Origin of the sequence: Myroides sp. 1354 (assembly GCF_030324495.1) — a bacterium.
Lineage (GTDB): Bacteria > Bacteroidota > Bacteroidia > Flavobacteriales > Flavobacteriaceae > Flavobacterium.
Genome location: NZ_JACAGN010000007.1, coordinates 137,776 through 163,926 on the forward strand (window position 1 = coordinate 137,776; position 26,151 = coordinate 163,926).

General features: G+C 35.3%; 22 protein-coding genes. 7 read left to right on the plus strand and 15 right to left on the minus strand.

What is annotated here, in order from left to right; translation table 11 throughout:
- Window positions 1–13: 13 nt before the first annotated feature.
- The 3 genes from HX004_RS09445 to HX004_RS09455 all read right to left on the minus strand — a co-directional run bounded on the left by HX004_RS09445 (window position 14) and on the right by HX004_RS09455 (window position 2,956).
- On the minus strand, window positions 14–520 hold the full coding sequence (locus HX004_RS09445) for a GNAT family N-acetyltransferase (RefSeq protein WP_286442250.1): 507 nt from the start codon (window positions 518–520) through the stop codon (window positions 14–16).
- 135 nt (window positions 521–655) lie between these two features.
- Entirely contained in the window at window positions 656–2,041 is a 1,386-nt protein-coding gene (locus HX004_RS09450; RefSeq protein ID WP_286442251.1) for a leucyl aminopeptidase family protein, read from the minus strand.
- Window positions 2,042–2,137: 96 nt separating this feature from the next.
- The gene (locus HX004_RS09455) at window positions 2,138–2,956 is read right to left on the minus strand and encodes a UbiA prenyltransferase family protein (RefSeq protein WP_286442252.1); all 819 of its coding nucleotides are present in this window, start codon (window positions 2,954–2,956) and stop codon (window positions 2,138–2,140) included.
- A 124-nt stretch (window positions 2,957–3,080) separates the two neighbouring features.
- Here HX004_RS09455 and gcvP point away from each other — a divergent pair, with 124 nt between their 5' ends.
- On the plus strand, window positions 3,081–5,933 hold the full coding sequence (gene gcvP, locus HX004_RS09460) for an aminomethyl-transferring glycine dehydrogenase (protein ID WP_286442253.1): 2,853 nt from the start codon (window positions 3,081–3,083) through the stop codon (window positions 5,931–5,933).
- A gap of 83 nt (window positions 5,934–6,016) precedes the next feature.
- On the opposite strand, the gene HX004_RS09465 is transcribed toward gcvP, so the two are convergent.
- The 6 genes from HX004_RS09465 to HX004_RS09490 form a co-directional block, all read right to left on the minus strand.
- Window positions 6,017–7,948, minus strand: coding sequence for a TonB-dependent receptor (locus HX004_RS09465; protein ID WP_286442254.1), 1,932 nt, complete (start codon window positions 7,946–7,948; stop codon window positions 6,017–6,019).
- The gene (locus HX004_RS09470) at window positions 7,932–8,993 is read right to left on the minus strand and encodes a hypothetical protein (RefSeq protein ID WP_286442255.1); all 1,062 of its coding nucleotides are present in this window, start codon (window positions 8,991–8,993) and stop codon (window positions 7,932–7,934) included. Before HX004_RS09470 ends, HX004_RS09465 begins: the two co-directional genes overlap by 17 nt.
- Window positions 8,994–8,995: 2 nt before the next feature.
- Window positions 8,996–9,853 (minus strand): SagB family peptide dehydrogenase, encoded by an 858-nt coding sequence (locus tag HX004_RS09475; RefSeq protein ID WP_286442256.1) that lies wholly within the window; start codon window positions 9,851–9,853, stop codon window positions 8,996–8,998.
- The gene (locus HX004_RS09480; RefSeq protein ID WP_286442257.1) at window positions 9,850–10,620 is read right to left on the minus strand and encodes a hypothetical protein; all 771 of its coding nucleotides are present in this window, start codon (window positions 10,618–10,620) and stop codon (window positions 9,850–9,852) included. Before HX004_RS09480 ends, HX004_RS09475 begins: the two co-directional genes overlap by 4 nt.
- A 32-nt stretch (window positions 10,621–10,652) precedes the next feature.
- Complete coding sequence (locus HX004_RS09485; protein WP_286442258.1) at window positions 10,653–11,810, minus strand: YcaO-like family protein; 1,158 nt, start codon at window positions 11,808–11,810, stop codon at window positions 10,653–10,655.
- Between the two features lie 119 nt (window positions 11,811–11,929).
- The gene (locus tag HX004_RS09490; RefSeq protein WP_286442259.1) at window positions 11,930–12,805 is read right to left on the minus strand and encodes a hypothetical protein; all 876 of its coding nucleotides are present in this window, start codon (window positions 12,803–12,805) and stop codon (window positions 11,930–11,932) included.
- Window positions 12,806–13,722: 917 nt separating this feature from the next.
- On the opposite strand from HX004_RS09490, the gene HX004_RS09495 reads away from it, so the two are divergent.
- From HX004_RS09495 to HX004_RS09505, 3 genes are all read left to right on the plus strand, one after another.
- Window positions 13,723–14,973, plus strand: coding sequence for a site-specific integrase (locus HX004_RS09495; protein WP_286442260.1), 1,251 nt, complete (start codon window positions 13,723–13,725; stop codon window positions 14,971–14,973).
- Window positions 14,974–15,062: 89 nt separating this feature from the next.
- Complete coding sequence (locus HX004_RS09500; RefSeq protein WP_286442261.1) at window positions 15,063–17,507, plus strand: McrB family protein; 2,445 nt, start codon at window positions 15,063–15,065, stop codon at window positions 17,505–17,507.
- 3 nt (window positions 17,508–17,510) lie between these two features.
- Window positions 17,511–18,749 (plus strand): McrC family protein, encoded by a 1,239-nt coding sequence (locus tag HX004_RS09505; protein ID WP_286442262.1) that lies wholly within the window; start codon window positions 17,511–17,513, stop codon window positions 18,747–18,749.
- Window positions 18,750–18,782: 33 nt separating this feature from the next.
- Here the strand turns inward: HX004_RS09505 and HX004_RS09510 are convergent, their stop codons facing one another.
- The 6 genes from HX004_RS09510 to HX004_RS09535 form a co-directional block, all read right to left on the minus strand.
- Complete coding sequence (locus tag HX004_RS09510) at window positions 18,783–19,064, minus strand: helix-turn-helix domain-containing protein (RefSeq protein ID WP_021191501.1); 282 nt, start codon at window positions 19,062–19,064, stop codon at window positions 18,783–18,785.
- A complete protein-coding gene (locus HX004_RS09515; RefSeq protein ID WP_281715133.1) occupies window positions 19,061–19,357 on the minus strand; it encodes a helix-turn-helix domain-containing protein in 297 nt (98 codons plus the stop codon). Before HX004_RS09515 ends, HX004_RS09510 begins: the two co-directional genes overlap by 4 nt.
- Window positions 19,358–19,458: 101 nt before the next feature.
- Window positions 19,459–19,839 carry a hypothetical protein gene (locus HX004_RS09520; RefSeq protein ID WP_286442263.1) on the minus strand — a complete coding sequence of 127 codons (381 nt, stop codon included), beginning with the start codon at window positions 19,837–19,839 and terminating at the stop codon, window positions 19,459–19,461.
- Window positions 19,840–20,519: 680 nt separating this feature from the next.
- Window positions 20,520–20,837 (minus strand): DUF6922 domain-containing protein, encoded by a 318-nt coding sequence (locus HX004_RS09525; RefSeq protein ID WP_281715135.1) that lies wholly within the window; start codon window positions 20,835–20,837, stop codon window positions 20,520–20,522.
- 39 nt (window positions 20,838–20,876) lie between these two features.
- On the minus strand, window positions 20,877–21,551 hold the full coding sequence (locus HX004_RS09530; RefSeq protein WP_286442264.1) for a nucleotidyl transferase AbiEii/AbiGii toxin family protein: 675 nt from the start codon (window positions 21,549–21,551) through the stop codon (window positions 20,877–20,879).
- Window positions 21,552–21,694: 143 nt separating this feature from the next.
- Window positions 21,695–22,150 (minus strand): DUF3408 domain-containing protein, encoded by a 456-nt coding sequence (locus HX004_RS09535; RefSeq protein ID WP_286442265.1) that lies wholly within the window; start codon window positions 22,148–22,150, stop codon window positions 21,695–21,697.
- Between the two features lie 566 nt (window positions 22,151–22,716).
- On the opposite strand from HX004_RS09535, the gene mobA reads away from it, so the two are divergent.
- The 3 genes from mobA (at window position 22,717) to HX004_RS09550 (ending at window position 26,146) form a co-directional block, all read left to right on the plus strand.
- On the plus strand, window positions 22,717–23,151 hold the full coding sequence (gene mobA, locus HX004_RS09540; protein WP_286442266.1) for a conjugal transfer protein MobA: 435 nt from the start codon (window positions 22,717–22,719) through the stop codon (window positions 23,149–23,151).
- A 4-nt stretch (window positions 23,152–23,155) separates the two neighbouring features.
- Window positions 23,156–24,421, plus strand: a complete 1,266-nt coding sequence (gene mobB, locus HX004_RS09545) for a conjugal transfer protein MobB (protein ID WP_286442267.1) — start codon at window positions 23,156–23,158, stop codon at window positions 24,419–24,421.
- Between the two features lie 168 nt (window positions 24,422–24,589).
- Window positions 24,590–26,146 carry a type I restriction-modification system subunit M gene (locus HX004_RS09550; protein ID WP_286442268.1) on the plus strand — a complete coding sequence of 519 codons (1,557 nt, stop codon included), beginning with the start codon at window positions 24,590–24,592 and terminating at the stop codon, window positions 26,144–26,146.
- Window positions 26,147–26,151: the final 5 nt, after the last annotated feature.

Sequence of the window (26,151 nt, forward strand, 5' to 3'; positions counted from 1 at the left end):
TTGACATCTTAGCCTACTCGATTTCGATCTGATAAATATAATCATCCATGATATAGCCCTGACCAATATCAAAAGTCTTAGATTCTATACACTTTAATCCATTGCGTTCATAGAATTCAATTGCCTTCGCATTGTATTTGTTCACAGTTAAATACAACGCATCTGCTTTATTTTCTTGTGCAAATTCGATGACGTGTTGCAACATTAATTTACCTAACCCCTTTTGTTGTTGATCAGTATCTAAATAAATTTTAGATAAAAATACGCGATTATCCTCCATCAATTTATAATCCAGATAGCCTAAAACTTGACCTTCAACAACAAATAATTCCCAAACATATCCATCTTCAATTTCCTTGGTTATTCGCTCCTGACTGTACATCATGGGCAACATGTATTCAATTTGTGCAGAGTCTAATAAAGGTCCATAGGTTTTTTGCCAAATTTTTTCAGCTAATGGACGGATTAAGTGCATATTTTCTGGCGTAACCGCTTGATATTGGATTGAGATATTTTGCATTTTTTCTTGAATTAAATAGTAGAAGAATCAAAGGTACGTTTTTTTGTTTTTCCACTTTTGATGATGTTGAGCGAAGAGCAAAAAAAAAGCAGTAAATCGAAATTTACTGCTTCATTTACTATCTCGTGTGAACGATTACGCTTTATAATTCGTTAAGAAATCAACTAAAGTACGGACTCCACTTCCTGTTCCTCCGTTTCCTTTGTAATCTCTTGGAGCATCCATCCAAGCTGGACCTGCGATATCAATGTGTACATAAGGTGCTTTTGCAAAATGCTCTAAGAATTTTCCTGCGGTAATAGTCCCTGCAAAACGTCCACCGATATTTTTCATATCTGCTACACTTGATTTCAACAAATCTTTGTAATCATCCCAGAATGGCAATTGAGCTAAACGCTCGTGTACCTTGTATCCTGACGCTACAATCGCTTGGATTGTTTTTTCGTCATTCCCCATAATACAAGAAGCCATATCTCCAGCTACCACTAACGCAGCTCCTGTTAAAGTAGCGGCATCAATGATTACTTCAGGTTCATATTGGGTTGCATAAGCAATGGCATCTCCTAAAATCATACGTCCTTCTGCATCTGTATTCAATACTTCAACAGTTGTTCCGTCATACATCGTAATCACATCGCCAGGTGCATATGCATCTCCTCCAGGGCGGTTATCTGTTGCTGGAATTAAACCAATTACGTGCACGTTTACTTGATTCAAAGCCGCAGCATAGATAGTTCCTGCCATACAAGCAGCTCCTCCCATGTCGCTCTTCATGGAATCCATTGATCCAGCAGTTGGTTTTAAACTCAACCCTCCTGTATCATACACCACTCCTTTTCCAACTAAAACAATTGGTTTCTTATTGATTGGATTCGCAGGTTTATATTCCATAATCGTAAAAGTAGGTTGCTCTACTGATCCTTTATTTACAGCCAATAAACCTCCCATACGCAAAGCTTCAATCTCTTTTTTACCCAATACTTTTACTGAAAATTGAGCTTCGTTTCCTAACACTTCAATTTCTTTTGCCAATTGAGTAGCTGTTAAATAGCTCACCGGTTCGTTTACCATGGTACGCGCCCAGTAAACTGCTTTAATCGTATGGTTTAAATCGCTAATTTGTTTCGTTTCAAAGTTTCCTTTTACACTGATATTTTCTAAAGCAAATTTCATGGTCTCTGCTTCTTTGAAATACTTCAAGAATTGGTAGTTTGAAAGGGCAATTCCTTCAACCAAAGCCAAAGTAGTATCTCCATTTCCTACAACAGTCAAGTTATCTGCTTTTTTATCTAATTGTTTGCGGATGTTGAATCCAGCCAAACGCATCTTTTCTAAATTGGTATTTTCCTTTACAAAAAAGAAATATTGATTTCCAATTTTCGCAAAGTCTTCTTCTTTTTCTCCTGCTTCAAATGCTTGTACAAAGTCATTTAAAAGTGCTGGTACTTCAACAGTATTGTCATTTCCTAAAACGAAAACTAGATTTCCGTTTGCTTGAACATCATTTACAAGTTGTATCATTTTTGTTGTTTTTTAGTCCTACAAATATACGTTTTTTTAGACTGAGCTAAAAATAGAGGTTAAAAAGATGAGCAAATACTACCTTTCTTTCGCTTTTTATCCTTCAAGGAGCACGAGAATCCACCAATAGATGGGCACACTTTCTACCCAAAATAAACTAAAGTAACTACTGCGTTTGGGTGAAGCTAATTGAATAAAAAATAGGGTAATACAAACAAGAATCAAATTATTCCACGCCTGAATGGGTTGGAATCCCACCTTAAAAAACTCAATGACAAAAAAGGGAATTAACAAACTAGCGAGTAACCATTTTGTTTTTCGAGTACCTAATAATTGAGGAATCGTCTTCAAATACTTTTCATCGTATTGCAAATCGACGATTTCAAATATGCCGATTAAGATTAGTACTAAGATAAATCGCTGTAGAAATTTAATCCAAATATCCAATGAAAGTTCGATTCCTGCATTAAATACAGGAATAATAAGGGTTACTGTAGCCCAGCACAAGCAGACGATATAGACTTTTAAACCAGACCAATTGCGCAAATTTGGAATCCGCTTAGAGATAGGCACTGCATAGAGCACAGCCAAAACCAACAAAGAGATAGTGACAAGCTGGGCAGTAAAGGTTAAATAAAAAAAACTCACCATCCCCACGATTAAGGCGACAACACTTAATAAGAGGATTGCCTTTATTTTTGGAGACAAATTGCGGCGATGTGCCACAACATAATCTGCGTATTTGATAAAGTTATAGGAAAACAAGGTTCCTGAAAAGGCCAAAAGAGAGACCGTCCAATCGAAGGGCAAACGACAGAAATAAAAAGTCATTTGTACCAATGCAAAAACGGCGAAAGAAACGTGAATACTCGCTTTCAGATAAAAATCAAATAGGTTACCTAGAACTTTTTTCATGCTCATTTTTTATACCTAAATCGGCTAGAAATTTACATTAACAAAATTACTAGGAATATACTCAATTTATCTCAGATTTATGGTTATTTTTGTATGCTTATACACAACTTATTATTTTGCCCAAATGAAAACAAATGCATTTGCTTTAAGACACATTGGCCCTCGTGCTGAGGACATGGCACAAATGTTTAAAACTGTGAAAGTTGACAACATTGAACAATTAATCGATGAGACTTTTCCAACTTCAATTCGCTTAAAACAAGATTTAGATCTTGCTCCTGCAATGACGGAATATGAGTATTTATCTTATATTCAGAACTTAGGCAACAAAAACAAAATCTTTCGTTCTTATATTGGATTAGGATACAACGAATCTGTTAGCCCTGCTCCTATTATTCGCAACGTATTTGAAAACGCTGGTTGGTACACAGCTTATACTCCGTACCAAGCTGAGATTGCACAAGGTCGTTTAGAGGCTTTATTAAATTTCCAAACAACAGTAATTGAATTAGCTGGAATGGAAATTGCCAATGCTTCTTTATTAGATGAAGGTACTGCTGCTGCAGAAGCCATGATGTTATTATACGATGTTCGTACAAGAGATCAAAAGAAAAATAACGCGTTAAAATTCTTCGTTTCTGAAGAGATTTTACCTCAAACGTTATCTGTATTACAAACGCGTTCAGTTCCTTTCGAAATTGAATTAGTTGTAGGCGATCACCAAACCTTTGATTTCTCAGAAGATTTCTTCGGAGCAATCTTACAATATCCAGGAAAATACGGTCAAGTATATGATTATGCTGACTTCATTCATACCGCTAAATCAAAAGATATCAAAGTTGCCGTTGCAGCAGATATCTTGTCATTAGTAACTTTAACTTCTCCAGGAGAAATGGGAGCTGATGTTGTTGTTGGAACAACACAACGTTTTGGTATTCCATTAGGATTTGGAGGACCTCACGCTGGTTTCTTCACTACAAAAGAAGAGTACAAACGCAGTATGCCAGGTCGTATCATTGGTGTTTCTAAAGATGCAGACGGAAACAGAGCATTGCGTATGGCTTTGCAAACACGTGAACAACACATCAAACGCGAAAAAGCAACGTCAAATATCTGTACCGCTCAAGTATTATTAGCTGTTATGGCGAGTTTCTACGCGGTTTACCACGGACCAAATGGTCTTCGTTTTATTGCAAACCAAGTACATGCAAAAGCAAATACGGTTGCTGAAAACTTAGCTAAATTAGGTATTGAGCAAACCAATACAGCTTACTTCGATACCATCGTTGTAAAAGCAGATGCTGCTAAAGTTAGACCTATCGCTGAAGCAAACCAAGTAAACTTCTACTATATCGATGCCAATACAATTTCAATCTCTTTAAACGAGACAGTAAATGTAAATGACATCAATACAATCATCGCTATCTTCGCTCAAGCAGTAGGTAAAGAAGCCTTTACTATTACAGCTTTAAATGAAGAAGCAGTAAATTACCCAGCAAAATTAAAACGTACTTCTAAATTCTTAGAGCACGACGTATTTAATAGCTACCACTCTGAAACAGAGTTAATGCGTTACATCAAGCGTTTAGAGCGCAAAGATTTAGCATTAAACCAATCGATGATTTCATTGGGATCTTGTACCATGAAGTTGAATGCGGCAGCTGAAATGCTTCCGTTAAGCAACGGTCAATGGAACAACATCCACCCTTTTGCTCCACTAGATCAAGCACAAGGTTATATCGAAATGTTGAAAGACTTAGAGCATAAATTAAATATTATCACTGGTTTTGCTGGAACAACATTACAGCCAAACTCTGGTGCACAAGGAGAATACGCTGGATTAATGGCGATTCGCGCTTACCACCAATCAAGAGGTGATTTCCAAAGAAATATTGCTTTAATCCCTGCTTCTGCTCACGGAACAAACCCTGCTTCTGCAGCAATGGCTGGAATGAAAGTGGTAGTAACAAAAACAACTCCTGAAGGAAATATCGATGTGGCTGACTTAAGAGAAAAAGCAGAATTACACAAAGACAATCTTTCTTGTTTAATGGTTACTTACCCTTCTACTCATGGAGTGTACGAATCTGCAATCATGGAAATTACACAAATTATCCACGATAACGGAGGACAAGTATATATGGATGGTGCGAATATGAACGCTCAAGTTGGATTTACTAACCCAGCTTCTATTGGTGCTGACGTTTGTCACTTAAACTTACACAAAACATTTGCTATTCCTCACGGTGGTGGTGGACCTGGAGTTGGACCTATCTGTGTGGCTGAGCATTTAGTAGAATTTTTACCTTCTAACCCATTAGTGGCTGTAGGTGGTAAAAATGCAATTACTTCTATTTCTTCTGCTCCTTACGGTTCTGCATTAGTGTGTTTAATCTCTTACGGTTATATCTCTATGTTGGGAACAGAAGGATTGAAAAAAGTAACGCAAACAGCAATCTTGAATGCGAACTATATGAAGTCTAGATTAGAAGAGCACTATGCTATTTTATATACAGGTGAAAAAGGACGTGCAGCACACGAAATGATTGTTGACGTTCGCGAATTCAAAGAAAAAGGAATTGAAGTAACTGATATCGCTAAGCGTTTAATCGATTACGGTTTCCACGCACCAACGGTTTCTTTCCCTGTAGCAGGTACTTTAATGATCGAACCAACAGAAAGTGAAAGCTTAGCTGAAATCGATCGTTTCTGTGATGCAATGATTTCTATTCGTCAAGAAATTGAAAACGCTACAATTGAAAACCCAGTAAATGAATTAAAGAATGCACCGCATACTTTAGCTTTATTAACTGCAGATAATTGGGATCTTCCTTACTCAAGACAAAAAGCAGCGTATCCATTAGAATACGTAGCTGAAAACAAATTCTGGCCTACTGTACGTCGTATTGATGACGCTTATGGAGATAGAAACTTAGTTTGTTCTTGTGCTCCAATTGAAGCTTATCTTGAAAATTAATTCACTGTAATATAATTGAAAAACGCCATCGAAATCGATGGCGTTTTTTTTTCACTTTAGTAAGTGATACAATACAAGTAGATTTAAAATTTAAATTGTAAACCAAAATATAGAATTCTCCCCTGAAAATTTTGAAAGTAAACACGGGAGTAATCTGTCGAATAATATGCTTTTTTCTCATTGTTTCGATTCAATACATTCGTAATCGAAGCATATACAATCAAGAATGTATCGCGAATTGAAACCATTTTATTGATCGTAAAATCCACTCTAAAATAGGTATTAAAATACTGTCGATTATCCATTTTAAAAGAAGGAATAAAAAGTTCATTTTCAGCATCAAAAAAAGTAGAATGGATGAAAGGATAAGATTCTCCTGAATGCATAGTCCCCACCAAAGATGCTGTAAATAGACGAGGGTTATTATAGGTTAATTGTGATTTTAAGAAATACATCCAACGCGTATTTGGGGTATTATTAATATCAACCGATTGGTACAATAGTGTATTGGATACTCCAAAAGATAAATACCGACCAAATAGATGTTTATAAGCGCCTTCCGCTCCCCATATTTGTCGATGTGAAAACTCTTCTAACCTCGACAAGAATACATTTCCTTTATCTTTTTTAAAATATACCGCACCACTTACTTCGTCTTTTTCTGTTTCCCAATAGTAATCCAAAGCCACTTGCTTGCTGTTATACATTCCAAGGGAGTAATTGTAAGAATTGGGCGTAATATAACTATTGTAATTACCTAGACTAAAAATAAATCGATGCTGTGTATTAAGTTTATAAAAGGTTGAAAATTGCCCGCTTAAAAATGAAAACTGATTCGCTTGCTCCAACATACTTTTGCGAAGACCTAAGGATAATCCAAAATGATTACCAACCTTATAATCTGTATATAAATACGCCTCCACTGCTGTAAATTTCATTCGTTTTTCTTGATAAATAACAGGATCTTGTGGACGCATAGCATAAAAAAACTCCCCGTGAAAATCCTCATTTTTATATTGGGTAGTCGTATAATCTACTCCATATTGTACATGCCATGCATAGCCAATTCGATAGCGATGAGACACTGTCAGAAAATATTGTACGTAAGTGGCAGTTGCATCAAGATTAGCAAATGTATAAGCTCCCCTACTTTGATCCATTAACGTAGATAATTTAAACAAAGATCTATCACTGTTGTATTCTAACGACTGAATGGTAAAAAATCGCTTTTGTTTGGCAAGGGCATCTCCTATATACTGTAAATGATAATTTTTAGCATCGTAACGCTCATTTAAATAATACGTATAACTTGACAAATTCAAACGATTCGACAACCTAACCCGAAAATGCAGTCCCGCATCCTTGGATTGAAAAGCGTTCAAATCTGTCAAACTTTGTGCGTTCACTTGCTGGAGTACATTCGAAAATTGAAAATTAGAATAGAGTTGAACAAAAGCACTTTCTCCTATTTTTTTATTTATTTGAGCACCTAGATTAGACAATCCCAAAATCACTTGATAAGAATCTTGGTTCAACTGCTTTATCGTTTCTATTTCCACCATTCCCCCTGTTGAATTGCCGTAATTCAAGGGAGGATTGCTTGCGTATACATATTGTTTCTCCAACATTTCTGTATTGAAAATAGAAAAATTCCCCCATCCATTCTCTTGTGTATTTCGAACTGGGTTTACAACAGGAGCACCGTTAACATATACCCTAGATTGATCTGCTAATGCCCCCCTTAGTACAGGATTTGCTGTTTCTGAACTAGAGGTTGACATAGGCAATAGACTGATCGCCTTAAGTGGATCTCCACTAGAAGCAGGATTAAAATAAATATCTAAACGATTCAGGCTAACACTCGAGAACTTTTCTGCGATTGGATTTTTATTGACAATAATAATTTCGTGCAACGGCTGAGACGTTGAATCTTGTTTTACTTCCTGTGCATACCCTAGTATACCAATAAGACTAAAACCTACAGATGAAACAAAATGACTAAGAAGAGCATGCATATAAAACAAGCAAAAACAAAGGAATAGTGAAACACCCCCAAGCAAATACAACGGCTAGACAACTGAAAATAAAATAGACCAAATACAAGAACCTCTGTACCGTAAACGGCTTTTTACGCAAGTGTAAAGCAACAAGATAAGACTCCCGCCAAAGATTTTCTTTTCCAAGCCAATCATTGAGTATAAAATATCCATCTGTTTGAGGTAAGAACACATTTATATTAAAAACAAATCGTATTCCAATAGAGAGTAGCATGGAGTATCCTATAAAAACAAGAGTAGGATGGGTATCCTTCCAAACTATCGTTCCCAAAAGTATCCACACGACTGTAGTCATATCCCATAGAATTCCGCCAGCATAAATCCATAAACGATGTTTCTTAGTAGAAACTTGCTGAATATACAATTTGTTATAAAACACAGGAATCACAAACAACAACAAACCTATACCAAAAATGGAGCATTTCCCCTTGTATAATTTATAAAAAAAATAGTGTCCCCATTCGTGTATAATAATACTTGCAAAAGCCCCTAAGTAAATAAAGACAATCAATTGTTTAAAAGAATAAGGAACAAGATACAAGGTCGATTTATAGTTTTCAATAAATGCTAGGGGGTACCCAAATAAATAACAAAGGGCACCCAATGTCAGACCTATCCATAACCAAAATAACAACATCCGTAACTTTTTGTTTTCTACTAATCGCTCAAATAATGATCCGGTAAAGTCCAAGAATAATAATTCGAATATTGCTTTTCGTCTCTTCAAACGCAATTGAAAAAACGATTTCTTCTCCGCTACTTTCTCTACTAAAATTCCTTTCTGTTTCGCTAGATCTAAGAGTGTTTCCAATTGTTGCGCTCCAATCTCTACTTTAGCGCTAAAAAACGCAATCACAGCCTGTTTATCCAACACCTGACAATAATACGCAATGATTTCATATTCAATTTTAGAAAGTTTCACTAAATGATTTTCATCTCGAATTTTCAATAGCAACTGATCCTGCTGTTCTTCTATACAAATACTTTCATTTAACTTCATCATTCTTATTTTAATTGATCTCCAATAGCCATACAAAATAAGGGTTGATGTAAGCTGTTTTTCAGGGCAAGAAACTGATGCATTTCCTTGCTCAAAAAACCACCAAATGCACAACCTCTCAGTTCCAATGCTGCTAAAGCTAGGTAAGCAGCATGTATAAATTCTCCAACCTCAACCAAAGACAAAGCGACTCCAAAATCTTGATACTTAAAGGATTGTTTATTAAAAACAGAAGAAAAGATGACAAACGCAGAAGCTTGATCAAAATCAATGGAAGAAGAATCTGCCTTCATTATAATCTCGTAAAAAAAATCCCATTCTGCCGCAGTAGGTAAAGCTCGAATTAATTCCAAGCTAAACGTAAATACATTATAGTGATAAACCCCTAATGGCAATTCAGTGATTCGATGATTGACAAAATAAATTTCTGTGGGATACAAAGAACCTCCTGAGGCAATATTTCTCTTCATCTGAGTTAATGATACTCCTTTGAAATCGAATTCTTCTTGACCTGTTACCGTATAAAACAAATTAAAAAAGGCACTAACTTGATTCAGGTTAATCGGATCGTTTCCAAATCGCCTTACGCTTTTTCGCTCTTGGTTTAATTCGGCTAAGCACCGTGCCTTTTGAGAGGAAAAAGGTATGGACTGCAACACATAAGTTTCACAAAAGCCCATTTCATATTTAGCGTCCATTATTTTTTTCATCATCTCAGGACTGTTGTTGATGTAAGCCATTCGTTTAAATTTATCCCTCGACTCTTTATCGTATTTTTTAAATTTTATACTGTTCAAAAAATCTAGAGTATGCTCACTCAATTGATGTGCTGACAATACATTCAGTTGTTCTTCTCTAGTCATGGGGTTGATTGTCTTGCATTATACTTCTCATGTAATTCTTCTAAAGCTTTTGTCTTTCCTTCTTGTTCGTAATACTGCTCCAATAAATGATACAGTTGGTTCCTTCCCCAAGTAGGACTATACTCTGTATTTTCAATAACATCTGGGCATGCTAAGCCCTTCAACGCATAAGTTTCTACCTTTTTCATCCCACCAAACATCTTAGGCGTGTGAAAATTGTGAGAAGCCAATACGAGATAAGCTCGAAGGTTATTCTTATTCAGCTCCAAAGCATGATTAGCTGCTGTTTCAACTGCCGTTGAGACTCTTGCTAATTGAGTAATAGTTGCAAATTGAATTGAAAAAGAAGTAACCTGAGCCAGAAGCGCATAATACTCTGAATTTTCATATTCTCTTTCTTGAAGCGTTTGGAGTGACTGCGCAATCGTTTTCGCAGCTAAATCATCTTCTGAGCGAAGGTTCTGATAAAAAACTGCGGTATAATAAAGTAAGTACGCTTTCCAATACATCGCGTAAAAGCGGGTGTGAATTTGATTTATACGCTTTAATTCACTTTCAACAAGATGAAGATCTTTCTCTTTAAATAGTTTCTTTACAAGACTATCCATTCGAATTTGATACGTTTGTTTTGTAAAAATATCCGTTGGAAAATAAACCAAATCAATCGGTTCCTCTTGAACTGAACTAGGTAGCACATCACTGCTTTTAGGCTTATAACTACAAAAGAAACAGATACTCATGATACTGAGTAATAGACTAGTTTTCATATATTTTTTTAATTGTTTCATGGTATGTCTAGTTAAGGGAATGGATGAGGAAAATGGGTAAACCAATTTTCATTTGAATCAAACAATCCCAGATAAGGATAATTAAAATCACCAGTTAACAAACTGAGTTGTGGAGTTATTACTTTAATCACTTCAAAACCCAATTGTTGAACATCTCTCGTACTCAAATTTGCATAATACACTTCTTGTATTCCCTTATCCATCAGCTCACTGGCAGTTAAGTTCACGATGTGATGGGAATGTACCTCTTGCCAATCCAGCGTGTAATTACCCTCTCGTCTCACATCTTGTAAAAGAGGAACATGTTCAATCAGCTCTGGAAAGAGATTGTATAAAGCGTAGTGTTTCTTAAAAGAATCGATTTGAGAAAAATCAAGAGCTCTCATTTTTTCAGGAGATAATACCGTTCTAAATTGCTCACAGGTAAATGCGGTATACTCTATTCCTTGATAGGCTTCAATAACTGCCTTTACAATTGCTTCTTTTTTATTCAACCTGGCCGCAGCTCCTACACTTTGATAAACCTTATTCCCTTTTTTAAACAAGATAAAAACAGCAAAAGTTGGACAAAAAGCGTGCTCACTCAGATCATAGGTTATAATTTTCACCTTACTATTGTCAAATAATTGTTGAATTTGCTGATCTGTTTTAAACTGTTTCAGAATAAAAGCTTGGTCATATTTTTTAAACTGTTGATGGTGTTGACTATACCAAAATTTTACAAAACCATCTCTTTCTATGCATTCCAATAATCCTCCCTGAATAGCCAGTTCTAAATTCGTATGTGCTGCTGTTCCTGTAGATGTATTTTTATGGTATAAGCCATCCCCTTTAATATTCTCTACATTGACCATAAAAAAAGGCAACAAAATTTCCTCTTGCGTACTATAATTATATCCTTTTATCCAATGGGTCTGACTGTGTTCGTCTAGGCGATGAAGTTCAAAGTTGGGGTGATTGTATTGTTCAGTTGTAAAGTAACGTATGCAATGCGGAGGATAACAGGTGTGCACGCTCTTAAGTTCATCATATGCCCCATAAATCAATTTTTTATTCAATTGAAAACTAGAAGCATACCGTTCTAAATACTCTCCTAAAGCAGCCACATCTGCTTGTTGCTCATTTAGCGCAATTCCACCGCCATAAATAGTGGTTCGATTGTTTTTCATCACGTATAAATGATCTGAAAAACACACAGTTTCGCACATATTAGCGGGCAAATATAAATTTCGTGCTACCCTTAACTTGGGATTATTTAAAAACCCAATTTTTCCGTATAATCTGTGCATCATAAGGGACAATAAACAGATAAGTCATTACAAAACTCGCACGAAGGATCACCTAACACCATTAGATACTGATTGTGATAACGATGAAAATCGACAAACACTGCTTTGTTATACCGTGTTTTATCTCCTTCAATCATAATTTTATGCAATTCATTGTAAATAAAAGCCGTATTGATTGAAAATGATCCAATTTCCCATACTGAAAATGGGTGATCTTTAATCCTCTCTTTCTCTAAAAGTTGCTCCATGAGAATAGCTGGTGTCGTTGCATTAAACATCTTCCTCATTTCAATACAATTCAAACAAACGGTTCCTTTCTGATGATTCATTAAAGGACCTAATAGGATCCCATTCTCAAATAATTCAACAAATAAAAAATCTGTGGAGGTAGTTTGTTGTACTAAGCTAATCTGTTGAATTGTTTTTGCATTATAGAAGTAAGGCCCTACAAGAAGCGTTAAAGTTGCCGATGAAGCAGCCGGTTGGAGAACAATATTCTCTTCTGATATGTTGTAAACATTAGAAACTTTGATTTGATCAGGTAATCCCTTTATGAAAGTCTGCAACAAATTGGAATGAACACCAAATTCTCCAATAATATCTAATTTCATCTCCATTTTTTTTTCAATATCCGGGTAGATAAATTGGTGCATAGTCAACCACGATAGTAAGTCATTAACTCTATCTTTCTGTGAGACATAGGGATAAGAAAATGTAAAATCTGGAGGAATAGGTACTTGTTCTTGTACTAAAGCAAGAACAGCAATCATATCGTTTGCATCTTTTCCTTTAATCTTCTTAATTGAATTTGAATCAGACAATACGATATATTCATTGTGATCCGTTTGAATAATTTTCCATTTTTTCTTCTTCATAAATGTGTAAATTAAAAACTAGTAACACCAACTTTCATTGGTATTACTAGTCTGAGTTACTAACAGCAACAGCAACAACTGCAACAAGCATAGATATCCAAGTTTTGAGCCATAACTGGATCTAATGCGGATACTTCTCTTGTCTCAATAGTTTCAATTGTGAGTTCTAGTTGTTTCATGATTAATAAAATTTAAGTGAATCAATACAAGTTTAGTTTTAAGACATTACTTGTTACGCTCGGTCAATTCTTGATCAAGATAATGGGTATAGTGAAGCTTTCTACACAGCTGTCAGGCAATACTCACGGATAATCCAATCCAATCAAGTATAGAACGAGAAGCACGAACAGCCTGAGTGCTTACCTGTGCGTTAATTAAATAGTAAATTGTTGTTCTAGCGATTGCTCTATTGGGAGGAAAATAACGGTAGCAATCAAAAAAATTGAAAATCTCAGTAATTGAGCAAACTTAATACAATAGAAAAAATGACCTTATAACAATCACTTCTATTCTAAATAGGTAAAATTGGGAGGATATTATGCTTTTACCTTAGCCATACATTAAAAGTAAGTAAAAAAAATATATCCTTTACTAAGAGGGATGTGAAATACTTGATATTATAATGCAATAAGATATATTGCTTTGATTTTTTTAAAATAAAGTTTCAGTAAAAATACATCAAAGATTAATAACAGTCAAAACGGTTGTAAATAAAGACTTTACAGCCGTTTTATGATTTTTTGGTAATGAGGTAAAAAGCAGTAAAAAGCGAGGTTTGGCAAAAGTAAGGTTACTAAAACGTTACTTTTAAATATTAGAAACAATCGTTTAAAATACTGTATTTCAGCTTTCTGCATAGTTTTTCATATTGTTCCGTAGCTCACATAGGTTTAATTTTATCATTAAGAATTGTGAGTATGGAAACGACAAAAAAATCAACGTTTAAGGTATTGTTCTACCTTAAAAAGAACGCCCCAAAGAAAAACGGAAAAGTTACGGTTATGTGCAGAATTACCGTAAATGGTAAACAATCTGCATTTAGTACCAAGCTGGATATTTCTGCAACAAATTGGGATTTGAAGTACGGCAGGGTTTTAGGTAAAAGCCGAGAAGCACAAGACACAAACAGCAAACTCGACAAAATCCGTTTGGGTATCGAAGAATGCTATTCCAAAATTTTAAAGAATGAGGGAGCTGTAAACAGTGCTAAACTTAAAAATGCCGTTCTTGGGATGGAAAGCGGAGAACTGACCTTTTTCAAGTTCTATGAACAGTTCCTTTCGGACTATGAGAAAAAGGTCAATAACGGACTTCGGGTAAATGGTACACGCAGTAAATACAAAACACTTTTAAAGCACCTGCGTAATTTTGCACTGACAAAGTACGGATATTCTGACTTATCATTCAACGATCTTACATCTGATTTTGTACAGGACTTTGATTATTACCTGCGTGATGACCAAAGCTTGACACACAACACCATTTGGTTATATATGATTGGATTTACCACGCTTTGCCGCTTGGCAATGAGCAGAAAGCATCTTACTTTCAATCCATTCAGCGAGTATAAGAACACCAAAAAAGACAAAGACAGAGGTTATCTGCTACGGAATGAATTGGAACAACTTGTAACGTTCAACTGCGAGAAAAAGAAAGACGAATTGGTTAAAGACCTGTTTGTTTTCAGTTGCTTTACTGGTCTTTCATATTCAGATATTAAAGGACTAAGAAACAGTAATATTCAGGATTTCTTTGATGGCAACCAATGGATTATTGTACGCAGAAAGAAAACGGCAACATCATCAAACGTGATGCTCTTGGATATTCCAAAAATGATTATAGAGAAATATGCAGGGTTCTCAAAGGACGGAAAGGTATTTCCCGTACCATCAAATACAGTTTGTAATAACAGCCTAAAGCGAATATCCCAACAAATCGATTGCCTTAAAGAAAAGAAAGTAACCTTTCATTTAGCACGTCATACCTTTGCCACGTTGTTTTTGAGTGAGGGTGTTCCGCTGGAAAGTTTAAGCAAGATGTTAGGACATAAAAACATAGCCACAACGCAGATTTACGCCAAAATACTCAACGAGAAAGTTGGAAAGGATATGCAAAAGGTATCGCATAAATTTAAGGGAATGGGACGGTCTTTTACTTCACAACTATGACATCTATAAATTAATCAAGAAAAGTCAATGTCATAAGCATTGGCTTTTTTTGTAATTTAGTCAGCTATATATTAAATCATTAATAAGCAATGACTGAAAGCCTAAAAAACATAACTTATCACTTGATTGAGAAATATATTGACATTTTAGAAGAAAACGGAGAACCAAACGAAGCGTATAAATATTTAGCAATAAATACATTTCAGCAGAATTGGGATTTAGAATCCCAAGATTTTCATCAAATGTTTCGATCTTCATTCAGTAAAGTATCTAATTTACTTTATCAAAATTCGTGGGGATTTATAGAAAAATCAACACAACTTTTTCCTAATGAAGTTCGAGAAATGTTTCGGAATCTATATGATGAATCGGTAGAAATTTCACAAAGAATCAAAATTTTTCAAACCGAATCAGAAAAAATACTTCCCAAAGTAAGACAATCGTTAAACCGAACGAACATCAACACTCAACAAGACGAGCGAACAATTTCGGTTTATTTGGCTTTTCGTTTTCCTGAAAAATATATGTTGTACAAAGCAGATTACTACAAGAATTTCTGTGAGCAACTAAATATAAAAGCGAAAAAATCGGGAGAAAGATTTTTACATTTGCAAGAATTAGCCAACCAAATTATTCAAGAAAATTTATTAAACGACAATAATTTCATCAATACCTATCGCAAATTTTATCAAAAACCAAATTGGGATGATAAATACTTGATGATTCAGAATGTTTTGTATGTCGTTTTCAGAGATGCTAAAGATTTTAATTTACTCGAACTTTTGAAAAAGTTTGACAAAAAACAATTAGAAGAATACTACGATTTTTTAGATTCAATAATTGAAAATTTTGGTTTTCAAGAAGACGACAAAAGATTGGTCTTTAATGCTGATAAAAACAAAATTGTTTTTACAATCGGACAAAGATATATTTGGAATACAGCAACTATCGGTAAAGATGACTATAAATTCCGTACAATCTCAGAGCAACAAATAAGCAAGAATTTTGTGAATTTTGACGGTAGTCCAACTGCTTATTTATGCAAAATGAATAATATTTCAGAAGCTCATAAAAATAAACAATCCATATTAAACTCAATTGAGAACGAACTGAATCGCACTCAAATTTCAGGTTATTCCAAATACAATAAAAAAGAATTGGAAAAAATGGCTTTTGATATTGATTTCAGAAATGAAATTTTGAGCCAATTAGAATATCAAACAACAACCGAAAAACCAATGGAAAACATAAATTCTGATAAAAAGATTTCACTAAATCAAATCCTTTTCGGAGCACCAGGAACAGGAAAAACATATACATTGAGAAACGAGTATTTTCCTAAGTACACAATTTCTGAAAAAAGTATAAGCCCAGAATCTTATTTTGAAGAAATTGTGAGTGGATTGACTTGGTGGCAAACCATTGCTTTGGCTCTTTTAGAAGTGGGAACAAGTAAAGTCAATGATATTTTAGAAAACCGTTGGGTTTCTAAAAAAGCGGTTTTATCTGAATCAAAAAATGTTCGGGCAACGATATGGGGAAATTTACAATTTCATACTATAATTGAATCCAAAACAGTCAATTACACGCAAAGACAAACGCCTTATATTTTTGACAAAACAAAAGATAAAAAATGGGAATTACTTGAAAATGAATTAAAAGAACAAGCACCCGAAATTTACGATATTCTCGATTCCGTTAATAATTTCAAGCCGAATCCTAATAAAGAAATCAAGCACTACGTATTTACAACTTTCCATCAATCATTTTCTTACGAAGATTTTATTGAAGGAATAAAACCCGTTATGGAAGAAGGTAAAGAAACTATTTCTTACCAAATTGAAAACGGAATATTTAAGGATCTATGTTTAAAAGCACAAAACGACACAGAAAATCGCTACGCAATTTTTATTGATGAAATCAATCGAGGTAATGTTTCAGCTATTTTCGGAGAATTAATTACGTTGATTGAACCCGACAAGAGAATTGGTGCAGTCAACGAACTTAAAGTAAAACTTCCTTATTCAAAGAGAGAGTTTGGAGTTCCCAAAAACGTGGACATTATCGGAACAATGAACACAGCTGACCGAAGCGTAGAAGCGTTGGACACAGCTTTAAGAAGACGTTTTTCATTCGTTGAAATGCAACCCAATCCAAGTGTTTTACTCAATTCAGAATATCAAGATGTTGATTTGAAACAACTTTTAGAAATGATTAATCAACGTATAGAAGTTTTGGTTGACAAAGACCATCAAATCGGACATTCATATTTTATTGGAATCCAAAATTTGGAAGATTTAAAACAAACTTTCAAAGACAAAATTATTCCGCTTTTGGAAGAATATTTTTACGGAGATTTCGGAAAGATAGGTTTGGTTTTGGGAGGAAGTTTTATCTATCAAGAAGAAAATAAGGCAAAATTCTCAAAGAACTTCAGCTATGAAAATGACTTTTTAGAAGACAAAAAAGTATATCGCTTTACGCCTTTTGAAAATTGGGACGAACAAACTTTTATTTCTGTTTACGAAGACTAATTGATGCAGAATAAAAAGTTTATACAGGTTTTTGAGTATCAAAAATTGCGATACGATGATTCGGGAGATTTCCGAAAACATCATTTTGATGCAATGGTAAAATTCAACGAACTGCATCAAAACAAATATTTCACGATTATTCATCAAGGAATCCGATTTGGAAGTTATGTTGGTGTGATTCAAATTGGTGGATTAACGATTGAGATTCTTCCTAAAGCCGATAACAACGAAAATGCAGACAAAAATCTATGGCAAAATGTATTGCTCAATATGCTGAAAATCTGCAAGAAAATTCAGGTTGAATCCATTTCAGAAACGCAACTCAAAAAACGCTACTATTCGATTTTGGATGTTTATTTTGAATTGTATTTGAACGAAATTGAACGATTGATAAAAAAAGGCTTGATAAAGAAATACCGAAAAAGACAATCCAATCAAAATGCACTAAAAGGCAAATTACTTTTTGCTCAAAACATTCAACAAAATATTGTGCATAAAGAGCATTTTTATTGTGAACATCAGGTTTACGATAAAAACCATTTGTTACATCAGATTCTTTATAAAGGTTTATTGGTTTTGAAAACTTTTGTCAATGATTCTTTGAAAGACAAACTAAACCGATTGCTATTTGAATTTCAAGATATTGAAAATTTGGCTATTCAGAAAAAGCACTTTGATAAAATCATTATTGACCGAAAAAACAACGACTATCAAAAAGCGATTAATATTGCAAAAATTATCATTCTGAATTATTCGCCAAGTTTGAATTACGGAAACGAGAATTTGCTTACGCTTTTGTTCGATATGAATGCTTTGTGGGAAGAATATATTTTCCGTATTCTTCAAAAACACAAAACCGAAGAAATCGAAGTATCGTTTCAAAATTCCGATAATTTTTGGGAGAACAAACGCATTCGTCCTGACATTGTGTTGAAAACCAAAGACGAAACATTCGTCATTGACACCAAATGGAAAATCATTGAAGCCAATAATCCGTCAGACGATGATTTAAAGCAAATGTTCGTGTATAATCTGCATTGGAAAGCTGAAAAAACATTATTGCTTTATCCTAAAACCAATCAAATTGACAGCAATTTCGGAACATTTCATTTTGACAATTTAGGCAAAAAATGTAAACTCGGTTTTATTGATGTCACAAATGAGAGTGAGAGATCAATCCAAAATAGTCGATTTATCGTAAATGAAATTTTAAAAAAACTAGAATCCTATTTAGAAAAATAATCAGATAAGATATAAACAGTCCTAAACATTCGGCTAACGCTGATAGTTATCTTCCAATACTTTTACAATATCGCTTTCACGGAACAAGATTTTCCGTTCGAGCTTGATAAAAGGTATCAGTCCGTCATCCCTGTACTGTTGCAATGTCCGTTTGCTTATGTGTAACATCTCGCAAACCTGTTCGCCTGACAGGTAGATTTCCCCTTTTAGTAATGGATGGAAATATTCTCTGATATACAACAGTTCATTTTTGATGCCTACCACAGCTTCGAGCAAGGCAAGCATATCTTCGTTTGAATTTCCAATCTGTTTCATTTCTTTTGCTTTTTTAATGGTCGCTCTCCCTGCATAAGTAACTCCACTTCGGATAATCTGAAATACGTTTTCCGATTGATTTGCGTTGCTCCAAGAATGCCTTTTGCCCTATACGTCTGCAACGTTCTTTTGCTGATATTAAGCAGTTGGCAGGCTTCCTGTTGGTCGAGCCATTTCGTTGCCTGTTGCAATGCTTTGTAGGGTGCAGTCATTTCCGAAATCAATAAAGAAACTTCCTTTACTTCCCTATGCAATGCTTTCAAAATCTGAATGTCTAAAACTGTTATTTCCATATTCTAATCAATTTAGACTTCAAATGTATAAGGTACTTATACAGGGCGTTTCAATGTTGCAGTCAGAGGTAGCATTTGGCGTACAGTTGCCAAATACGGTATTACAATCCCAATTTTGGTTTATTGTTTTTCGGGCGAGCCTGTTGCTGTTTGATTGCATTATCCATTCTCAAAGCTGGTTTTTTGTTGGTTTGTACAGTCTGACTTTTTCTATCGTTTTTGAAATCCGAACGCATAACCGTTTTTGTTGCACCTATTACGCTTTCGGGTTCGGTAGTCTGTTTTTGTTGTTCAACACGCTTGCCACCGAACAACTTGCCCAGACCTAAACCCTTTGTATCTTTGAATTGACGTTTAAAGTTGGAAATAAAGTTGGAAATCGGGTCGCTATGCTTATCGACCTGCATAAAAGGAGCATTCTTTTTCTTCTCGGATAGCTCGTTTTCTTTACGCTCTTTGTTGGTATTTACTTTTTGTGCCATAAGTTCAAAATTTCCCCCAATATAGAACACAAGAGAATGTATTGTTTTCATTTGGTTTTATGTGGCAGTATTTGGCTTATATTGGCACAATAGCAAAGAAAGCAATCCTTAAAACACTTTAAATTTTCCTCGCCAAGCCCTCACAGATTTAAAGAGTTTTCTACGGATAAAGGAAAGCATATCAAAAACAGCCTATCCTTATCCCTTACGTATTTTTTGTACCCTTTCTTTGATTGGAATGGATTAAAAAAGAATAAAAAGGTCGCAAAGATAAAGCGGACAGCCACCGCACCACCCAACCAAAAGCTTACGGCATAATGGCAGGGCAAAAAGGTGGCTTCGTCTGGTTAATCTGTTCCCCTGCCACCCTTCGGGACTTATTCCGTTTCCTTTTGGTTTTTCGCCTGTCCGCCTTGTTAAAATGGCTTTCTTTTTTTTCTGTTTTTTTGTTTTGAAAATATTTTTTGAGAGAGAGATTCAGAACTATAATCAGCATATGCAGGATACCCCTTGTATCTATGGTTCGGGATAGCCCAATTTCTTTTTCTTGACAAGTTGCAGAGCAAGAAAAGGAAGCAAAAAGAACTCCGCTATTGGGGTTGGAACTATTAGGCTAAAAGTCGTTGGATGAAAAAAAAGACAGGCTGATTTCTCAACCTATCCCTCTATAAGATTTTAATTTATATCCAATGGTAAGGCTTATCCTTACGGTTCAGGTAGCAGTACATTTCTTCCTTTTTAAGTTCTGGGAAGAACCTCAATGCCCTATCAATTGCATAGTTGGGTAAGAAGTAAATTTCGTCACGGATTGCTTTGATAATCCTGCTATGACCATAGAAACGGACAAGTTCATCAATTTCATTTTGACCGCCACGTTCTATGATACGGGCTATAATAGTCTTGTAGGCTTTCTTAAAGTCCATTGCTTCGATGTCGAAATCCCAAAAAAACACTCGGTCAAGATTTGGAATGTCGTTATTTTTTTCTCTTAATTCCATATAGTAAAGATACGATTTTTTTAGTTGTTCATTGATTTTTCAACGCCTAAAGCCTCTACCTTTTTTCGGCAGATCGGGTATTTGTCCAAATTTTAAAGACGGATTAAGAACCGCCTTGTTTAAGCGTTCATTAATTTTTTCCATATCGGTCTCTTTACCTTTTAACAACTTAACTTTTGCTTCGTGGTCGATATTCTTGTGATACAATAATGCGTATGTAGCCATTGCAGGATTACCGCCATATTTATTTTGATATGCTTCTAAATAGGTTCTTAACGGATGGTGTTCTAATAGAAAATGCATATCTATAAAATCCTTAATCCGTGTACCATTTTGGAAGATGGCGTGGAGTTTCATTGCCCCTATGTCCTCTAAGGATGCTAATCGTATCCCATCTTTTGTTTCAATTGACTTTTGCCATGGATATTGATGCGAAAGAATATCAACTTTAATCTTATCTATATCAAGTAAGATTGTATTATTAAACATATCGTTTATCAATACCCGAGGATATTTAGTGACTAAATGTTTTAATAGCTTCTGTTCATCAAAGCCTTTGGTTGTAAAAAGGTCAATATCAATACTCAATCGGTGACCAATCTGTAGACTTAATGCAGTTCCCCCTACAAGGTTAAAATCTTTCAGCATTTCATCTTTCATTAGTGTCTGGAGAAGTTTCCACATCTCACTGCTGACTGTTTCTTTGTGTAGCATGATTTTTCGTTTTTCGGGAATTTAATCCCGAAAACGAAGCCTTTGCCCAAAGTGGTAGTCAGTGGCACTGTTTGGCGTTCATGGGCACAATGAGCGATGAATATCCAAAAGATTATATTGCTCTTTGCCTACACAAACCGTTATCAGAACAACGGCTTGTGCTTATCGTTATAGATTTCCTTAATCAGCTCTCCGAACTCCTGAAAGTGGTATTCGATAATATTATCCAGATAAGCATAAATTGTCAGCTTGTCAATTCCCATAATGTTGGTAAGCCTGTTAAATGTTTCGTGATGTTCCTGCCGTACATAGACCGATTTGCCTTTGCTTGCATTCCTTTTAGGGATTTTAAAGAACGCTACGCAATAATCCTCTTTCGTCAGCTTCTTTGGTTTTGAAACGGCTCTTTTGGTATTGCCTGCAATCGGTTTTGTATCTCCTTCTACAGATTTTTCTCCTGTTTCGATGGCAGTAAGGTCATCGCTATGCGGTAAAGTGTTCTGCTCTTGTTCAGGTTCTTTCTTTTCATCAGTTAGGAAATTTTCAATAGAAAAATTCTCTGTTTCGGGTTGCTGATTTTTGTTTTCTTCGTGTATCATATCTCTCAACTTTAATGTTATATCCAATTAACTGTTTGGTTAGTTAAGTAGTCAGCTGTATTTACTGTTGCACCTATGTAACAACATATATACTTATGTACCTGCATACCCTTAATTAGCGAAACAGCTAATTAAGGGTATGCAATTAGCCAGCAACCACGTACGTTGATTTGTTATCAGTCACCCTCATTTGTAATCAGGATTTATGCTGATTGGTTACATCGTTAACGATACAGGTAACCAGCTGGCTAACCATATACAAAGGAAGTAAAAGCAGTCCCAATTTTAATCAGGGTGGCATTCAGTGGCATCATTTGGCGTTCATTGTCGTCGTTATAAATAGCTATTATTCAAATAGTCTTACCGAAATTTGTAATGGAAGCTATGGGTTTTTCCTACTAACTCCAATCCGTTTGCAAAACGGATTTTCTGAACCCCTGTTCAGAGCAAGTTATCTCTTGAGGTCCTCGAAATAAATTTCCGTACCTCAAGAGCACTTGCCCTTGCAGGGGGCTGGAAACGGCTCCGAAGTCGCCCGTTTGTTTAAAAATTAAAATGGATTTATTATGGAAGAGAAAAACAGAAATCAGATTAAAAAGGCAGGAAGAAAACCGAAGATTGACCCTGCGGTACATCGGTATTCCTTCAACCTCAATGATGAGGATAACGCCAAGTTTCTTGCCCTCTTTGACCAGTCGGGAATGAAAATAACGGCACATTTTATTACAGCTTGCATCTTTCAGAAGACGGTAAAGACCGTCAAAATTGATATAGATGCCATAGAATATCACGAAAAACTGACCCGATTTTTTAGCCAATTTCGAGCAATCGGAACAAATTACAATCAAATTGTGAAGATATTGTACCGCAATTTTTCAGAGAAAAAAGCAGGAACATACCTTTTTAAATTGGAAAAAGAAACCATAGAATTGGTAAAAATCACGAAAGAAGTCATCCGTTTGACACAGGAATTTGAAGAGAAGTATCTGAAAAAAGAGTAAAAATATGATTGCAAAAATTGGAAAGGGAAGCAATATGTACGGAGCAATTCTTTACAATCAGCAGAAAGTGGACAAGGAAAACGGAACGGTTTTGTTACTGAACAAGATACCCGACACGGTGGACGGCAGGTATTCTGTAGCCTATTTTAATAAATGCTTTGAGCCGTATCTGTCTGCAAATATTAAAACTGAAAAGACGGTACGTCATATATCGCTGAACCCAGATCCTGCGGATAAGGTCAGTGATGAACAGTTTATGGAAATGGCACAGGAGTATATGGAGCGTATGGGCTACGGCAATCAGCCATATATTGTTTTCAAGCATACGGATATTGACAGAATGCATATACACATTGTTTCGACTTGTGTAGCTATTGACGGAAAGAAAATCCCCGATGATTACGATCATCCACGCTCAATGGCTATTTGTCGGGATTTGGAAACAAAATACAATCTGCAAAAGGCAACTGAACAGGAGCACAAACAATCCAACAAAGTTTTCAAACCTGTAGATTACCATAAAGGCGACATCAAAAGTCAGATTGCTTCGGTAGTACGGTATTTGCCAAAGCATTATAGCTTTACGTCTATGGGTAGCTACAATGCGTTACTTTCTCTTTTCAATATCACAGCAGAAGAAGTCAAAGGCGAACGGAACGGACAACCTGTAAACGGATTGGTCTATGTTGCATTGGATGAAAACGGCAACAAGGCAAGCAATCCATTTAAAGCATCACTTTTCGGGAAAGATGCAGGCGTTGCACAACTGCAAAAACACTTTGAGCAGTCTAAAGAGAAAATGAAAACCACGCCTATAAGGTCTGTCCTAAAGAATACCATTGAATTGGCTATACACACCACAAACAATGAAATAGAATTTAAAAAGCAATTGACTGAACAAGGAATTAATACGGTTGTGAGACGTAATAATGAAGGGCGAATTTACGGGATGACCTTCATCGATCACGAAGGTCGTACCGTTTGGAACGGCTCACAATTAGACAGAAACCTCTCAGCAAATGCATTCAATGATTGGTGGAACAACGGAAACAAGCCAGAACCAAAGATACAGGACAGTCCTGTTTCCAATACAAATACATTGGAAAATCTGCCAACAACAGACTTTTTTGAATTTATCTCACAGGAACATTCTTCTAATTCTGATTTAGGATTATTTAACCTGCTATCTGATGCACAGGGCGAAGATTATGAAGAAGAACAATTTGCTAATAAGATGAGGAAGAAAAAGAAAAGAGGAAGAAAATGGTAACAGATGTTATCATTGACAATAAATAAATTTTCAAACAAGCTATAAAGCAAGTTTACAATTTAAATAACCATCATTTTTATAGCAAGCTTAATGTTTAGAATCTAAAAGTTTACTATTTTAGTGGATTCTTAAGGATAAAAAATCCCTAATCAAATAACGCTTATTTCAATGTCAGAAGAACAAAAGAAAATATTAGAGCAACAGCTCTGGAATATCGCCAATACATTACGTGGGAAAATGAATGCTGATGAATTCCGAGATTATATTTTGGGATTTATTTTTTATAAATATTTGGCGGAGAAAATGGAAATCTATGCTAATTCTATTTTAGAAGAAGATAACATCCAATTCAGAAATATTGACGAAACTTCTGCCGAAGGCTTAGAATATATTAATGCTATTCGTGAAGAAGCACTGGAAACATTGGGGTATTTTCTAAAACCTTCTGAATTATTTAGTGAAATAGCTAAACGAGGGAATAGCGATACCAATGCATTTATATTAGAAGATTTACAAAAAATACTGACGAATATTCAGCTGAGTACAATGGGAACTCAAAGTGAAGAAGACTTTGATAACCTGTTTGAAGATATGGATCTTAATAGTACTAAACTAGGTAAGACAGCTGACGCAAGAAATGAAATCATCGTTAAAGTGTTGACCCATTTGGATGAAATTGATTTCAAATTAGAACATACCGAATTAGATGTATTAGGTGATGCATATGAATACTTGATTGGTCAGTTTGCCAGCGGTGCAGGAAAAAAAGCGGGCGAATTCTACACCCCTCAAGAAGTATCTAAAATTCTCGCAAAGATCGTTACGACTGGTAAAAACCGTTTAAAATCGGTATATGACCCAACCTGTGGTTCAGGTTCATTATTACTGCGTGTAGCAAGAGAAGTAAAAGACGTCAATAATTTCTATGGACAAGAAATGAATCGGACAACGTACAATCTTGCCCGAATGAATATGATATTGCACGGCGTACATTATCTGAAATTTGATATCAAACAGGAAGACACTTTAGAACATCCTCAACACGAAGGTTTGTTAGCAGAAGCCATTGTAGCAAATCCACCATTTTCAGCCAACTGGAGTGCTAATCCTCTGCATCTTAGTAATGAACGTTTTAGTCAATACGGTAAATTAGCCCCTGCAAGCAAAGCAGATTTTGCCTTTGTACAACACATGATTCATCATCTTGCTGAAAACGGAACAATGGCTATTGTATTGCCACACGGTGTCTTGTTTAGAGGTTCGGCAGAATTACATATTCGAAAATATCTTATTGAACATAAAAATTATTTAGATGCTGTAATTGGTTTACCTGCCAATATTTTTTACGGAACTGGTATTCCGACTTGTATTTTGGTGTTTAAGAAATGTAAGGAAGATCCTGACCATATCCTATTTATTGATGCAAGTAAAGAATTCGAGAAAGTTAAGAACCAAAATATGTTACGTGAAGAGCATATCAATAAGATTGTGGAAACTTATCGTAATAGAACCGAAATTGAGAAATACAGTCATTTGGCTACTTTACAAGAAGTTGCAGAAAATGACTATAATCTTAATATACCTCGTTATGTAGATACTTTCGAAGCTGAAGAAGAAATCGATATCCAAGTTGTAATGCAGGAAATTAAATCTTTGGAAGCCAAGCGAGGGGAATTGGACAAAGAAATTGATGTGTATTTCAAAGAATTGGGACTTGTTTTTTAATTTTT